12 protein-coding genes are annotated in these 15,277 nt (G+C 57.1%); 8 read left to right on the top strand and 4 right to left on the bottom strand.

Annotated features, from left to right (window positions below; all coding sequences use genetic code 11):
• Window positions 1–81 precede the first annotated feature (81 nt).
• On the top strand, window positions 82–1,695 hold the full coding sequence (locus tag CLV44_RS09785; RefSeq protein WP_170069310.1) for a diguanylate cyclase domain-containing protein: 1,614 nt from the start codon (window positions 82–84) through the stop codon (window positions 1,693–1,695).
• Window positions 1,696–1,714: 19 nt separating this feature from the next.
• Here CLV44_RS09785 and CLV44_RS09790 read toward each other — a convergent pair whose 3' ends face one another.
• Both CLV44_RS09790 and CLV44_RS09795 read right to left on the bottom strand, forming a co-directional pair.
• Window positions 1,715–3,154 carry an aldehyde dehydrogenase family protein gene (locus CLV44_RS09790; RefSeq protein ID WP_106591939.1) on the bottom strand — a complete coding sequence of 480 codons (1,440 nt, stop codon included), beginning with the start codon at window positions 3,152–3,154 and terminating at the stop codon, window positions 1,715–1,717.
• A 98-nt stretch (window positions 3,155–3,252) separates the two neighbouring features.
• Complete coding sequence (locus CLV44_RS09795; protein WP_106591940.1) at window positions 3,253–5,202, bottom strand: DNA topoisomerase III; 1,950 nt, start codon at window positions 5,200–5,202, stop codon at window positions 3,253–3,255.
• Window positions 5,203–5,435: 233 nt separating this feature from the next.
• Between CLV44_RS09795 and CLV44_RS09800 the strand changes: the two genes are divergently transcribed.
• From CLV44_RS09800 to wrbA, 3 genes are read left to right on the top strand one after another with little or no spacing between them, the layout of a single operon-like run.
• The gene (locus tag CLV44_RS09800; protein WP_106591941.1) at window positions 5,436–5,882 is read left to right on the top strand and encodes a DoxX family protein; all 447 of its coding nucleotides are present in this window, start codon (window positions 5,436–5,438) and stop codon (window positions 5,880–5,882) included.
• A gap of 48 nt (window positions 5,883–5,930) precedes the next feature.
• Window positions 5,931–6,914 carry a glutathione S-transferase family protein gene (locus CLV44_RS09805; protein WP_106591942.1) on the top strand — a complete coding sequence of 328 codons (984 nt, stop codon included), beginning with the start codon at window positions 5,931–5,933 and terminating at the stop codon, window positions 6,912–6,914.
• Between the two features lie 31 nt (window positions 6,915–6,945).
• Window positions 6,946–7,545, top strand: coding sequence for an NAD(P)H:quinone oxidoreductase (wrbA, locus tag CLV44_RS09810; protein WP_106591943.1), 600 nt, complete (start codon window positions 6,946–6,948; stop codon window positions 7,543–7,545).
• 19 nt (window positions 7,546–7,564) lie between these two features.
• Here the strand turns inward: wrbA and CLV44_RS09815 are convergent, their stop codons facing one another.
• Window positions 7,565–8,701 (bottom strand): GNAT family N-acetyltransferase/peptidase C39 family protein, encoded by a 1,137-nt coding sequence (locus CLV44_RS09815; RefSeq protein ID WP_106591944.1) that lies wholly within the window; start codon window positions 8,699–8,701, stop codon window positions 7,565–7,567.
• Between the two features lie 146 nt (window positions 8,702–8,847).
• Between CLV44_RS09815 and CLV44_RS09820 the strand changes: the two genes are divergently transcribed.
• The 3 genes from CLV44_RS09820 to CLV44_RS09830 all read left to right on the top strand — a co-directional run bounded on the left by CLV44_RS09820 (window position 8,848) and on the right by CLV44_RS09830 (window position 12,759).
• A complete protein-coding gene (locus tag CLV44_RS09820; protein WP_106591945.1) occupies window positions 8,848–10,347 on the top strand; it encodes a RimK family protein in 1,500 nt (499 codons plus the stop codon).
• A gap of 106 nt (window positions 10,348–10,453) precedes the next feature.
• Window positions 10,454–11,638: a chromate efflux transporter gene (gene chrA / locus CLV44_RS09825; protein ID WP_106591946.1), complete on the top strand. Its 1,185-nt coding sequence runs from the start codon at window positions 10,454–10,456 to the stop codon at window positions 11,636–11,638.
• 260 nt (window positions 11,639–11,898) lie between these two features.
• Entirely contained in the window at window positions 11,899–12,759 is an 861-nt protein-coding gene (locus CLV44_RS09830; RefSeq protein ID WP_106591947.1) for a LysR substrate-binding domain-containing protein, read from the top strand.
• Window position 12,760: 1 nt separating this feature from the next.
• Here CLV44_RS09830 and CLV44_RS09835 read toward each other — a convergent pair whose 3' ends face one another.
• Window positions 12,761–13,249, bottom strand: a complete 489-nt coding sequence (locus CLV44_RS09835) for an Lrp/AsnC family transcriptional regulator (RefSeq protein ID WP_106591948.1) — start codon at window positions 13,247–13,249, stop codon at window positions 12,761–12,763.
• A gap of 225 nt (window positions 13,250–13,474) precedes the next feature.
• Between CLV44_RS09835 and leuA the strand changes: the two genes are divergently transcribed.
• Window positions 13,475–15,172 (top strand): 2-isopropylmalate synthase, encoded by a 1,698-nt coding sequence (gene leuA / locus CLV44_RS09840; protein ID WP_106591949.1) that lies wholly within the window; start codon window positions 13,475–13,477, stop codon window positions 15,170–15,172.
• The last annotated feature ends 105 nt before the right edge of the window (window positions 15,173–15,277 follow it).

The raw sequence follows: 15,277 nt of genomic DNA on the forward strand, positions 1-15,277 counted from the left end.
TCATCCGTTTCATGCGCCCCCTGTCAAAACAGCCGTTTCAAGTTCACAATCGATATATTGACTTCAAGAGCTACGGTTGCAATGAAGATCAGATCAAAGCTGCTAACGACTCTGTTACTACTGCTGTGTTTCCTCGGCTCCGGTATTTGGCTGATTGAGCGCTATGTCGTGATTCCCAAGGTGGAGTCCCTGGAGGTCACGGGCCTTGAAGCCGAACTCGAACGAGCCCGTAAAGCCATCAGACGCGAGCTGGAGCATATTCATAAATGGGCGATTGACTGGGGGCTCTGGGATGAAACCTACCGCTACGTGCAGGACGACAACCCCGACTTCATCCGCGAGTCTCTGGCAGAAGGCACTCTGGATGAACTGTCCATGGACTTTTTGCTGATCGTGCATGCTGACGCACACGTTTTCCTGCGAACCACAGACCGAATGAAACCCCTCCAGCAGGCGCTTAAAGCCAGCCTGCTGGATGATTCCACCACTGACGTGTTAATCAATAATGGCAGCGGGCTGATCACCCTCCACGGCATGACGCTCATGGTCGCGGCCAGCCCGGTCGTACGGACCGATGGATCCGGCCCGGCTTTGGGCACGCTTTACTTCGGCCGTATGGTTGATCCTATGCTGGTCAATACACTGGAACAGGTGGTGTCACTGGATGTATCACTGGTCCTTGACGGCCACGAGCCCAAGCCGCATCAGATTCAGTTTCCGTCTGAACATGACAGCGTCAGCCAAGCCTGGCTGCCACTGGTCGGCACCGCCTCACATTCATTGCGCATAGAGTTGCGCGGTGGCAGGCCTTTTCTGGACCAGGCATTAGCCTCGACCTATCAGCTCATGGGTATCATTTTTGTACTGGGATTATTCGGAACCGTTGCGACCTATTTCCTGCTCCAGCACTACCTGATCACACCAATTTTGAACCTGCAGAAGGCGGTTTTACACTTTGCTCATTCACACTCTCTGGAGGCGTTTGACGCATATCCACACAATGATGAAGTGGGTGCGCTGTCCCAAGCCTTCCAAGAGATGGCCAGTCGATTGTCAGCAGACCGTGAAATAATTATCAACGACCGTGAACGTCTGAAGCATGACAGCCTGACCGACCCGCTGACCGGATTGGGTAATCGCCGTTTTCTGGATCACAACATTCGGCATAAGCAGCACTGGTCAGCCAATCACTTTATTCTGGTTATGTATGTGGATCTGGATCATTTCAAGCGTATCAACGATACCTACGGGCATGATGTGGGTGATCAGATTCTGCAGGAATTTGCCCAGCTGTTACGGCAATGTTGTCGTGAGGCGGACCTGCTGGTGCGCACAGGTGGCGAGGAATTTCTGGCGGTCTGTGAGCTTGCAACCATTGATCATGCCGCTGTTATCGCAGAACGTATACGGGCGCAGACGGAGCAGCACTTGTTTGTTGGTGGAACGGCAAGACTCACCTGCTCGATCGGTTTAATAGTAGCCCCGACGGGTGAGCTGGGTCAGCTGGAATACTGGGAGCGTCTGTTCAAGGTTGCCGACATGGCCCTGTATCGCGCCAAACATGGTGGCCGTAACCGCTGGCAGGGATGGCAGCGTGTCTGTCCTGAACAGGCAGAACAGAACCCTCTACCGATCTCTACCGAGGAGCTACAGCGAGCTCTGGAGCAGAAGATACTGACACCGGTCGACCACTGAGGCCAACCGGTGCCATTGTTCAGGACTCGGACCAGCCGGTCACGACTTTCACTTCCAGAAAGTCTTCCAATCCCCACGGTCCGCCTTCACGACCGTTGCCGGACTGCTTGTAACCGCCGAACGGGGCACCACCACCCAGCATTTCGCCATTCATCTGTACCATGCCGGCACGCAGCTTGCGGGCCACACGGTTGGCTTTTTTACCATCCTGTGTCTGTACGTAATGGGTCAGACCATACGGGCTGTCGTTGGCGATGCGGATCGCTTCTTCTTCGGTATCGAACGGGATAATCGCCAGCACCGGACCAAAGATCTCTTCACGGGCGATGGTCATCTCGTTGTGTACATCAGCAAATACCGTCGGGCGCACAAAATAGCCCTGTTCCATACCCTCAGGCTTGCCAAGACCACCGGCCACCAGGCGCGCACCCTCATCGATTCCCTGCTGGATCAATCCCTGAATCTTATCGAACTGCGCCTCAGAGACCACCGGACCAATATGCTTGCCTTCGATTGACGCCAGATTCACTTCGGTATTGGACGCCACCTCAATCGCCGCCTCAACGGCTGCGTCATACAATGAACGCTCCACCAGCATACGGGTCGGTGCGTTACAGGACTGGCCGCTGTTCATGAAGCAATGGCGCACACCACGTACAACCGCCTTGTCATCTGCATCAGCGAAGACAATATTGGCACCCTTGCCACCCAGTTCAAGGCTGACCCGCTTGACCGTATCGGCAGCATTTTTTGAAATGGCCACACCGGCACGGGTAGAACCGGTGAACGAGATCATGTCCACATCCGTATGCCCGGACAGCTGGCTGCCCACGCCAGCCCCGTCACCGTTGACCAGGTTGAACACCCCGGCGGGGAAACCGGCAGCATCAATCATCTCGGCAAACAGCATGGCTGATAGCGGTGCGATTTCAGACGGCTTCAGCACCATGGTGCAGCCCGCCGCCAAAGCGGCAACCACCTTCAGCGTCACCTGATTCATCGGCCAGTTCCACGGCGTGATCAGGCCACAGACGCCAATCGGCTCATGCAGGATCTGGTTACCCGGTGCATGCTCGCCCAGCGGCGCTTCAAATTCGTATTCCCGCAGCACACGGATAAAGTTTTTCAGGTGGTTGGCACCGGTGCCCCACTGCGCGGTCTGCGCCAGCGCGATCGGCGCGCCCATTTCCAGCGAAATAGCCTCGGCCATTTCAGCCGAACGAGCCTTGTACTGAGCATAGAGCTTTTCCAGCAGCGCCAGGCGTTCTGCTTTACCGGTCTCACTCCAGCTGTCAAATGCCGCACGTGCAGCTGCAACAGCGGCATCGGTATCGGTCTGGCTGCCAAGAGAGATGACGGCACACGCCGCTTCCGTCGACGGGTTGATCACCTGCAGGTCGTGTGCCTTAGCCGGTGCAACCCAGTGTCCGTTGATGTAAAACTCGCGTTTTTCCAACATGCGCTTTGCCTCTGTTACGACTGGAATGTTGTTATTGGCGACGGGTCGTTAATATATTCACCGTCATGCGTCCACAATACCGACTCGGGCGCTCCGGGTCACGCCCCGGTCTTGGCCGTGCGACGACTGGCAGCAGGCTTGCGTGACCCTGAAGTTGTACTTTTCTTGCGCCCATAACTGCGTTTTTTACCACGCGGCGGGGCCTTGATACCGCTCAGCACCGCAGGGCTGATCTGACTGATCAGCTGTGGCAACGCCAGCTCCAATGGTTGCATGAATCCCTGATAATTGAATGCCTTGCGGCTGATCGCATCCAGCTGGGACTCCCATTGTGCCGTCATGTCCGGTCGACTCAACGCCTCAGGCAGCGCCGCGATCAACGCCTTGCCCGCGTCGGTCGCGTGAATCTGTTTGCCCTGACGCTGCAGAAAGCCCCGCGTGAACAGCAACTCAATAATACCGGCACGCGTCGCCTCGGTTCCCAATCCATCCGTCTCACGCAAGACCTTGCGCAACTCGACATCCTGCACAAAACGGGCAATACCCGTCATGGCGGCCAACAGGCTGGCGTCGGTCAGGGCTTTCGGTGGTTGGGTCATTTTTTCCAGCAACTCACCGTGTTCACAGTGTACATGCTCGCCTTGTGTCAGTTTCGGCAGCTGGCCCTCGGTTTCATCCTGCGCTTCCTTGCCCAGCAGTGCTTTCCAGCCAGGTTCGGTGATCTGACGCACCTTGGCCACAAACAGGCCACCGGCAATGTCCACTTCGACACGGCGGTCGGCATAACGGCATGGTGGGTAGAACTGCATCAGGTATTGCCGAGCAATCTGGCCATACACCTGCAGTTCAGCCCGGCTAAGCCGCTCCGGCGAAGTCGCTTTGCTGGTGGGAATAATGGCATGATGGGCTTCGACTTTTTTGTCGTTCCACGCCTTCGATTTGAGGCTGAGATCAGCATTCTGTACCGCTGTCGCCAGCTCCGGTTGGGTACGGGCAATCGCCTGCGTGACCCGCGCCGCTTCACTGAAGTGTTCCGCCGGCAGGTACCGACAATCCGAACGCGGGTAGGTAATCAGATTGTGTTTTTCATACAGAGCCTGGGCCGCGTCCAGTACGTGTTGAGCATTCAGCCCGAAGCGTTTGGCACAGTCGATCTGCAGATTCGACAGGTTGTAGGGCAATGGCACAGCCTGTTGACCAGTCTTGCGCTCATCCAGCGTCACCACGCCCGGTTGACCACTGATACGGTTGACCACATTTTCAGCCAACGCCTTCGACAGTACGCGCCCTTCCTCATCCTGAAAACGGGCACAGGCTTCGCTCGGTTGCCAGCGTGCGGTGAAACGTTCCTGACGGTCGGTCAGCAGGTGTGCATCCACTTCATAGTAGGGTTTGGGCACAAACACATCGATCTCGGCATCGCGCTGTACCACCAGCCCCAACACCGGCGTTTGCACCCGGCCAACCGAAAGCACACCGTCATAGCCGGCGCTGCGCCCTTTCACCGTCAACGCACGGGTCATATTGATGCCGAACAGCCAATCGGCACGGGAGCGCGCCAATGCCGACACTGACAACGGCACGAACTCCTGATTCGATTTCAACCGCGCCAGTGCGCGGCGCACCGCCTCGGGGTTGAGATCGGAAATCAGACAGCGTTGCACTTGCGCGCGTTTGGATGCCGGTACTTTCAGGTATTCGATCACTTCATCCACCAACAACTGGCCCTCGCGGTCGGGGTCTCCGGCATGGATGATCTGATCCGCCGACTTGACCAGTTTGCGCAGTACCGACAGTTGTTTGCTCACCCCCTGGCGCGGTTTCAACTGCCACTGCTCGGGGATAATCGGCAGGTGCTCCAGCCGCCACTGCTTGAAGGCAGGGTCATAGGCATCCGGCTCTACCTGTTCCAGCAAATGACCAATACACCAGCTCACCACCTGGTCATCGCCACAGCGGATCAAGCCCTCTTCCTTTTTCTGGGGTCCGGGCAAAACGGCGGCGATGGCGCGGGCAAGGCTGGGCTTTTCGGCGATGTAGAGCTTCATGATGTATCGACTGGCTGAGAATGAAAGCGCACAGGGTAAGAGATCAATCGAAACAAGTCGATAGAAAAACTGTATGCATAACCAGTTAACTGACATCAGGCAGCTATTTATCAAGATCCGCTTCTGCTTAACACATCTAAAAACCTGATCAATCCCTGTCGAAATACACCATGTTTCATCATCTCCAGCCCGACTATAGTGAATGCATCTGAACCCACGCACGGAGATCCGTCATGAATGCATCCCTGATCAACTGTTTGCTGAGCACCTCCAACAGTTTCGCACCTTTGGCCCTGCGGGTACCTGCCGGCATCATTTTCATGGCCCACGGTGCGCAAAAACTGTTCGGTGCCTTTGGCGGGTACGGTCTGGAAGGGACTGGCCAGTGGATGGCCTCAATCGGCCTGGAACCCGGGTATCTGATGGCACTGCTGGCGGGCAGCGCCGAGTTCTTCGGTGGGCTGGCGATTCTGATCGGTTTACTGGTCCGCCCCGCTGCCGCCGCACTGGCAATCGCCATGTTGGTAGCGATTTTTGCCGTCCACATCGGTAACGGCCTGTTCATGAGCAATAACGGCTATGAATTCGGTTTGGCGTTGCTGGCAATCTCCGCATCCCTGCTGGTTAGTGGCGGCGGTGCGCTATCCGTCGACCGCCTGTTGAATCCGCGCCAGGGCTAAACACTTACCCGCGCAACACGACCCACTCGTTCACCAAAGGAGATCATCATGGGCTTACTGATTGAAGGCCGCTGGGTCGACCAGTGGTACGACACCGACGCTAACCAGGGCCGCTTTGTACGCTCGGCATCACAGTTCCGCAACTGGGTGACCGCTGATGGCAGTGCCGGTTCCAGTGGCGAGGGCGGCTTCAAGGCCGAAGCTGGCCGCTATCATCTGTATGTATCACTGGCATGCCCCTGGGCACACCGGGCATTGATTTTCAGGACGCTGAAAGGGCTGGAATCGATGATCAGCGTGTCCGTGGTCAACAGCTATATGGGTGAACACGGCTGGACCTTTGCCGACGAGCCCGGCGCAACCGGCGATGCGCTGTACGGGCTGGATTACATGTACCAACTCTATCGGAAGGCCGACCCACACTATTCGGGTCGCGTCACCGTACCGGTGCTCTGGGACAAGCAGCGTCACACCATCGTCAATAATGAGTCCGCCGAGATCATCCGCATGCTGAATACGGCCTTTGACGGTATCGGGGCCAAGGCTGGCGACTATTATCCGCCACTGCTGCGCAGCGAGATCGACACGCTGAACGACGAGATTTATGACCGTATCAACAATGGGGTGTACAAGGCCGGTTTCGCCACCACCCAAGAAGCGTATGAGCAGGCCGTCATGCCACTGTTCGACGCACTCGATGCACTGGAACACCGTCTGGGCTCACGCCGTTACTTGACCGGCAACACGATCACCGAGGCCGACTGGCGGCTGTTCACCACGCTGATCCGGTTTGATGCGGTGTACCACGGCCACTTCAAATGCAATCTGCAACGCATTGTCGATTACCCCCACTTATGGGGCTATGTGCGCGAGCTGTATCAATGGCCCGGCGTGGCCGCAACCGTCAACATGGCGCACATCAAGCAGCATTACTACCGCAGCCACCACAGCATCAATCCGACCGGTGTGGTACCGGCAGGCCCGGTTCTGGCGCTGGATTCACCCCATCAACGCGAACAATCAAGCAATTGAACAACACATTCCATTTCGAGGAGAGCCAAGCATGAGCAAGATTCTTGTCCTGTACTATTCGTCCTATGGCCATATTGAAACACTGGCGCAGGCAATCGCCGAAGGCGCTGAATCGGTTGATGGCAGCGACGTGGTAATCAAGCGTGTGCCGGAACTGATGCCGGAAGAGGTCGCCCGAAATGCCGGGGTTAAACTGGATCAAAGCGCGCCGATTGCAGACCCCAAGGAGTTGGCTGAATATGATGCGATCATCTTTGGCACCCCCACCCGTTTCGGTAACATGACCAGCCAGATGCGCAACTTCCTCGACCAGACCGGCGGTCTCTGGGCCGAAGGCGCACTGATCGGCAAAGTCGGCAGCGTGTTTACCAGCACCGGCACCGGTGGCGGCAACGAAACCACCATTCAGTCATTCCACACCACCCTGTTCCATCACGGCATGGTTGTGGTCGGCATGCCGTATGCTCTGCCGGAAATGACCGATATCAGCGCCGTACACGGCGGCTCACCGCTGGGTGCCGCCACCATCGCCGGTGCCGACGGTTCACGCACCCCTTCGGAGCAGGAGCTGACCATGGCCCGCTTCCAGGGTGCTCATGTCGCTCGTATCGCCGCCAAGCTGAGCGTATGACCTATCGGGCGGGTGGCGTTTATGCCCTTCGCCCGTCTTTCGAATCGCGGGCCGCAGACACCATCACTGCCGTACGCAACCCCTCCTTGCCAAAGCGGGCCATGCGCCAGAAATGGCTGCGCGGAACCGGTATATTCTGGCTGTCGATCAGTGTTTTCTCCTCATCTTCATCCACTTCCGGGTCGTGCAGGTATACGTAATGATCGTCAATCCCGGTCAGGACTACCCAGTGTGGGCTCTTGTGCCGACTGAAGCTCCAGCAGCTGATCAACATCAGCACATAGGCGCCGGATGCCAAAACCCGCTCCAGAATATCGAAACTGATTTCCGCTTCATGCTCAGTGATACCGGCGACTTGAATCTGCTCCTTGAAGTCCTGATGCACCAGCTCCAGCACCTCTTTCTTCAGCTCGGTGCGCACGCCGTGAATGAACAACGGGCCTTCACGGTTAATATACAGCTCGACCTGAAAACCGCGACGAAAAGCCGCCAGCGCCAGCCCTCGTGGGCCACAGCCACCGTGACCAGTGGTCATAAAGATGGCAGTGGCCTCACGCCATAACTGCAGCTCATGGCGACGATCCATCACGATGTCGGCATTCAATGCTTTCATCGCCATCAACAGCGAAGCCGGACCGCAGGTAAACGGCAGCGTCTGACCATACCAGGGCACCATGCCGGGTGTGCGAGTGTTCACGACCAGAATACGCTTCTGGAAACGCAGTGCTGGTGCGTGGTCGGCGTAATAGTCCTCATAAAAACCGAACTGGCGATAGCCGAGTTTGCGATAGAGATGGATGGCCGCCTCATTATCGGCACGAACCTCAAGCCGCAATGCCAGGCAGTCCTGCTCCAGCGCCGCAGCCTCGGCTGCCTGCAACAATTGCGGAGCCAGCCCTTGGCCGCGCATGCCCACATTCACGGCCAGTGAATACACCCGCCCTAATGCCGTGCCACGATGAAACAGTACCAATATATAACCAGCCAGGGGCAAGGCATCGGTGTAAGCCACAATCAGGGAACAATGACCGCGCTTGAGCATCCAGCGAAATTGACGTCGGCTGATACGGTCTTCAGTGAAGCTCTGCTGCTCCAGCGCGACCAGTGCGGGCAGGTCACTCAGCTGGGCGGGGCGTAAACGGATGCTCTGGGACATGAAGGTGACCCCTCAAAGGATTAGACCCAGATTAAGGCCTGACTGGCCTGTAACACCAGAGGCCGAAGAAATATTTTTCGGCCCCGATTGCGTCCGCTTGAGAAGCGGTTGATAGTGGCAGTTATGGCAAACCAGCAGGATGCACCATGAGTAAGCTGAGAATCATCGTCGACAAGAAAGAAGACTGGCAGGCGTTCTACCCGGCAGAAGAGCTGATGAGCGCACATGAATATCTGGCCCAGGGCACCCGCAAGGAATCAACGCCGGTGCAGATTATCAATCTGTGCCAAAACTACCGTTACCTGAGCTATGGCTACTACACCTCGCTATTGGCTGAAGCCCGTGGGCACAAGGTGATTCCATCGATCCAGACCATTAACGACCTGGGACGCAAATCCGTCTATGGGCTGGGCATGAAAGACCTTAATACGCTGTTGGGAAAACTGGTCGACAAACATGCAGGTCTGCGCGAACAGCTTGAGGCCGAACAGTGCCTGAAGGTCACGCTGTGCTTCGGCCATACCCTCTTCGCTCCGCTGCAGGATCTGGCCCGGCAGATTTTCGAACAGTTTCCCTGTCCGATCCTGCATCTGACCTTCCGCAAGGATGCGGCCTGGGAAATCGAAACGGTCAAGGCAGGCAACCTGACCCTGTTGACCGAAGAGGAGGAAGACCTCTTTGCCACGGCCATCGACATGTTCAGCCGCAAGCTCTGGCGCAAACCGGCCGCCCGCAAGAAGTACCGGTATGACTTGGCGATTCTGGTCGACCATGACGAGCAGCTGCCGCCCTCCGACCCCATGGCACTCAAGCATTTCATCCGGGCCGGGCGCCAGCTGGGTATTGATGTCAGCCTGATCGGCAAGAAGGACTACGGTCACCTGGCCGAATATGATGGCCTGTTCATCCGTGAAACCACGTCGATCAGCAACCACACCTATCGTTTTGCCAAAAAGGCAGAACATGAAGGACTGGTCGTATTCGACGATCCGACCTCAATCCTGCGCTGCTGCAACAAGGTATACCTGGCCGACCTGCTCGCCGCCAACGGTGTGGCCACACCCGAGACCCACCTGCTGTACAAAGGTAACCGCAAGGAACTGACCTTGCTGGCACGCTCGTTAAGTTACCCGCGGGTGCTGAAGATTCCTGATGGGGCATTCTCCAAAGGCGTTGTTAAAGTAGGCTCTCCCGAAGAACTGATCCAGCAAGCGGAAGCGTACTTCAAGCAATCCGCTATCGTGCTGGTGCAGGAATTCATGTACACCGAGTACGACTGGCGGATCGGCATCCTGAACAACAAACCGCTGTACGCCTGCAAATACATGATGACCCGTGGCCATTGGCAGATCTACAACCACAGCAGCGGCGAGGCAGAGTCCGGCGATTTTGAAACCCTGCCAATCCATGAAGTGCCGCCCAAAGTGCTGAAAACGGCACTTAAGGCAACCAAGCTGATCGGAGACGGGTTGTACGGCGTGGACCTGAAACAGACCGGCGACAAGGTGGTGATTATTGAAGTTAATGATAACCCCAGTATCGATTCCGGGGTTGAAGATCTGTATCTGCAGACCAGCCTGTACCGCATGATCATGGAAGAATTTCTGCGCCGCATGGAGCGACGGCGACTGGGGATCGGCCATTAGCAGTGGCAACACCGGAGCGGGTTATCGTGCGACAGTCCGCCCTGTTCACATAACTGTAACGGCCCACCGGTTATGATCAACATTTACCGCTAGTCCGTGATCAATTATGACCGCTGCACACGACCGCTCCTTTTTTGCCATATTGCTGATTTTCCTGCGTCTGGGCCTGACCAGTTTCGGCGGCCCGGCCGCCCACCTTGGCTATTTTCGCGAAGAGTTCGTTAACCGGCGACGCTGGCTCAATGACCAGAACTATGCTGATCTGGTGGCGCTATGCCAATTCTTGCCAGGGCCGGCCAGCAGTCAGGTCGGGCTGGCACTCGGCCTGTCACGGGGCGGTTTCAAAGGCGCTCTGGCTGCCTGGTGCGGCTTTACTCTGCCCAGCGCAGTAGCCTTGATTTTGGTAGCCTACGGGGTGATGAGCCCCGACACCGGACTGCACGCAGGCATTATTCAGGGGCTGAAACTGGTCGCCGTCGCCGTGGTGGCTCAGGCCGTATGGGGAATGGGGCTGTCAATGTGCCGAGGCACCGCCAAGGTCACATTGATGGCGCTGGCCTGTTGTGCACTGCTGCTGGCCCCCAGCATCTGGTTGCAGCCACTGGTGCTGGTAATGGCCGGTATCGCCGGAACCTTCTTGTTCGGCACAGCGGCTACCGACGGTCACGTCCATCTTCCGGTTCGTGTATCGCGTCGGGTCGGCGGCGTGCTATTGACCCTGTTTACTCTGTTGCTGGCAGGTTTGCCGCTGGCTACAGCAACGCTTTCAACGCCGATACTGGAGCTGTTCGACCTGTTCTATCGTGCGGGCGCACTGGTGTTCGGGGGTGGTCACGTGGTGCTGCCGTTGCTGCAGGCCGAGACCGTAACGACCGGCCACATCAGTAAAGATCTGTTCCTCGCCGGTTATGGTGCCGCCCAAGCGGTACCCGGCCCGCTGTTTACCTTTGCCGCATATCTGGGCACCGCCATGCAACCGTTGCCCGGCTGGACCGGTGGCCTGATCGCACTGGTGGCCATTTTCACTCCGTCATTTCTGCTGGTCGCAGGTGTTCTGCCGTTCTGGAACCTGTTACGCCAGAACACACACATTCGCTCAGCCCTTGTCGGCATCAATGCGGCTGTGGTCGGGCTGTTGCTGGCGGCATTGTATGACCCGATCTGGACCAGCAGCGTCCATTCAACGCTCGACTTTGCCCTAGTGCTGTTGGCGTTTGTGGCGCTGCAGGTGTGGAAGCTGCCAGTGTGGCTGCTGGTACCGGTGTTTGCGTTCGGCGGCCTGCTGGCTTGAGCCGAGCGAGCAGACCCGCTGTACACCGCTGAATCATCCGGCGCAGGGCTACTGCACGCAGCACCCGACTGCGCCGGTGATAACGTGCCTGATCAATACTGCCATCCTGGCGACGATGAATTTTGCGTGTTGTGGCATCAATACTGGCGATCATCATCAAGCCCTCCCATAAGTTCTGATGACAGCTTAAGTCCCCTTTTGTATTATGAATAACGATTAATTCAGATCATTCCAATCGTCATTCACGATGGATCATTGCCATGCCACAACCCAATCTGAGTACCGAGCTGCTCCGCACCTTCACCGCTGTTGTCGATGAAGGCGGCTTTATCCGTGCCGCCGCACGCCTGCACAAGACCCAGTCCACCGTCAGTCAGCAGATCCGGCGACTGGAGCAGGAGCTGGGCGTAGAGCTGTTTCGCAGCGAAGGACGTAAACGCGTCCTGACACCCTCTGGCGAAACGATGCTCGGGTATGCCCGGCAAATGCTGAGCCTGCAGGAGGATGCATTGGCGGCGATTACTGAACAGAGCGCCGAGGGGGAGTTGCGGATAGGGGTATCACTGTCACTGACGGAAAGCATGCTGCCGTCCATACTGGCACGTTTCAAACGTCACAATCCGGGTATCCGGCTTAATGTACAGACCGACTACAGCAACAGCGTCTGTCAGGATTACGACAACGAACAATATGATCTGGCGTTGATTCTGCGCCGTGACCGCAGCCAGGTCAAAGGGGAGCTGCTGGGTTATGAACCCCTGATCTGGATCGGCCCCGCCGGTTACCAATGGTCAAAGAACCGGCCCTTGCCGCTGGTCCTGCTCAATGTACCTTGCCTGTTTCGTGAAGCCACGCTGAGCGCACTGGACAGTACCGCCATCAGCTGGCGCACCGTTTACTCCACCACCAGTTTTACCAGCCTGATGGCCGCCGTACGGGCGGGCCTTGGCGTCACGGTTCGCACCCAGGGCGCGCTGGCAGACGGCACCGAGAATATTGGCTCACGTCTGGGGTTACCGGAACTGCCTCCGGTGTATATCGAGCTGCGCTATCACCCGCATACCCCCGGTTGCGAACAGTTGGCCCAATTGATCCGCCACGAGCCTTTGCAAGCCTGGTAGATCATCGGGTGCCGGTTGATACGCCCCGTTCCATCACTCGACGCAGCACAAAACTGGAATGCACCCCGCTCACTCCGTCGATACGGGTAATTTTGTGCAGCAGCAGGTCATGATAGGCATCCATATCTTCGACCAGCACCCGCAACTGGTAGTCTGCATCCTGACCGGTGATGATCAGACACTCCAGTACTTGCGGGAACGTCTCGATCTGGCGCTCGAAGTTCTCGAACCGCTCCGGGGTATGCCGGTCCATGGAAATGTGCAGCAACACCATCAGATTGAGACCCAACCGCTTGGCATCAATCAGTGCTCGATAACCAGTGATCAGGCCATTTTCCTCCAGTGATTTCACCCTGCGCAGGCAGGGAGACGGCGACAACCCTATACGGTCAGCCAACTCCTGGTTACTGATGCGGCCCTGACGTTGCAAAATATCGAGAATGGCATGATCGTAGCGATCCAGTGTTGGCAAAATCTTATCGTTAGACATAATATTGCTCAAATAATTAAAAATACGATTTTAATTGCCAAAAATAGCGCAAATGGTGGCAAATTGGCAATCCTATAACCGCATACTTGTTTTAAGATATCTCCATCTTGAAAGTTAAGGCTCGCTGCAGATGCCAGGCAGCTTTACCCAAGTCGCCAACGGCAGTAGCAATCCCTACCCGGGGTTCGACTCAGCGGCCACCCTCACAACATGGAGTGCAACATCATGGCAAGTGCCAACTACAACCATCGCAAGTATCAGCCGGTCGAACCCATCACCGGCTTTACCCGTACCTGGCCCGATCGTCAGGTGACCGAGGCTCCTATCTGGGCCAGTGTCGACCTGCGTGATGGTAATCAGGCTCTGCTGGAGCCGATGAATGTGGCCCAGAAGCAGCGCCTGTGGCACCTGCTGGTGAAGCTCGGCATCAAGGAAATCGAGGTCGGCTTCCCATCCGCCAGCCAGCCCGATTACGACTTTACCCGCTGGTTGATCGAAGAAAATCAGATCCCTGACGATGTGCGCATTCAGGTATTGGTGCAGGCCCGTGAAGAACTGATCGCCAAAACCTTCGAAGCCCTGAAAGGCGTCAAACAGGCGGTGGTTCACGTCTACAACTCCACCTCCCGCATCCAGCGTGAGCGCGTGTTCGGCATGGGCCGGGACGAAATCAAGGCCATTGCCGTGCGCGGCGCTACCTGGGTGAAACAGTACGCCGACCAGAACCCGGACACCGACTGGACGTTTGAATATTCACCGGAAAGCTTCACCAGCACCGAAGTGGATTACTCCGTTGAAGTCTGCGAGGCGGTGATGGACGCTTGGCAGCCGACCCCGGAAAAACGCTGTATTCTCAACTTGCCGACTACCGTTGAAGTCGGGCCGGCCAGCCATTTCGCGGATCAGGTGGAGTATTTTTGCCAGCATCTGAGCCGTCGTGAAAGCGCCATTATCTCCGTGCACACTCACAACGACCGTGGCGGTGCCGTCGCTTCGGCCGAGCTGGCCCTGATGGCCGGTGCCGACCGCGTCGAAGGCACCCTGCTCGGTAACGGCGAGCGTACCGGCAATATGGATATCGTCACCTTGGCAATCAATCTGTATAGCCAGGGCATCGACCCACAGCTGGATCTGTCCAACCCGGACGAAATCATCCAGACCTGCACCGAATGTACCGGTTTGCCGATTCACCCGCGTCACCCCTGGATCGGCGAACTAGTTTACACCGCATTCTCCGGCAGTCATCAGGACGCAATCCGCAAATCGCTCAAGCAGCAGCAGGATGACGAGCCCTGGCAAGTGGCCTACCTGCCGATCGACCCGACCGATCTGGGCCGTGACTATCAGGCCGTGATCCGGGTCAACAGTCAGTCCGGCAAGGGCGGCATGACCTTCCTGCTGGAACGCGATTTCGGCATCAGCATTCCGCGCTGGATGCAGCTTGAGCTGGCACCGATGGTGCAGAAGATCAGCGAAACGCGCGGCGGCGAACTTGATAGCCAGGTGATCCACGATCTGCTGGTAAACCACTTCGTGCAAGACAAGACACCGGTCAGCCTTGATGGTTACCGTATCGAGCGCAGCGGCACGGCTGAAACGCTGGCCGCCGATATTCAGGTCGAGGGCGAAGCCGTCAGTCTGGCCGGTAACGGCAAAGGCGCCATGGCTGCCTTCATTGATGCCTGGCAGGCTCGTACCGGCCTGAGCATTCATGTGGTCGACTATGCCGAACATGCCATGGGCGAAGGCTCAGATGTTGCCGCAGCCGCCTATGTACAGCTGAACGTGGAAGGTCAGCGCGTCAGTGGCATGGCTGTCGATGCCGACACGGTCAGCGCCTCGTTGAAAGCGGTCGTCTCTGGCCTGAACCGCTCAGGCAAGGCAAGTCAAATCGCCGCGAACACGCAAACCACCAACGCCTGATCCCCCAAGGGCACCGGACAACCGGTGCCCTGTCTGCCGATAAACCCGCATATACGGTTCACCTGACCGACCCATCACATTAAACACCTGTTCACTTTTTACCCT

The sequence above is a fragment of the Marinobacterium halophilum genome (genome assembly GCF_003014615.1).
GTDB lineage: Bacteria > Pseudomonadota > Gammaproteobacteria > Pseudomonadales > Balneatricaceae > Marinobacterium > Marinobacterium halophilum.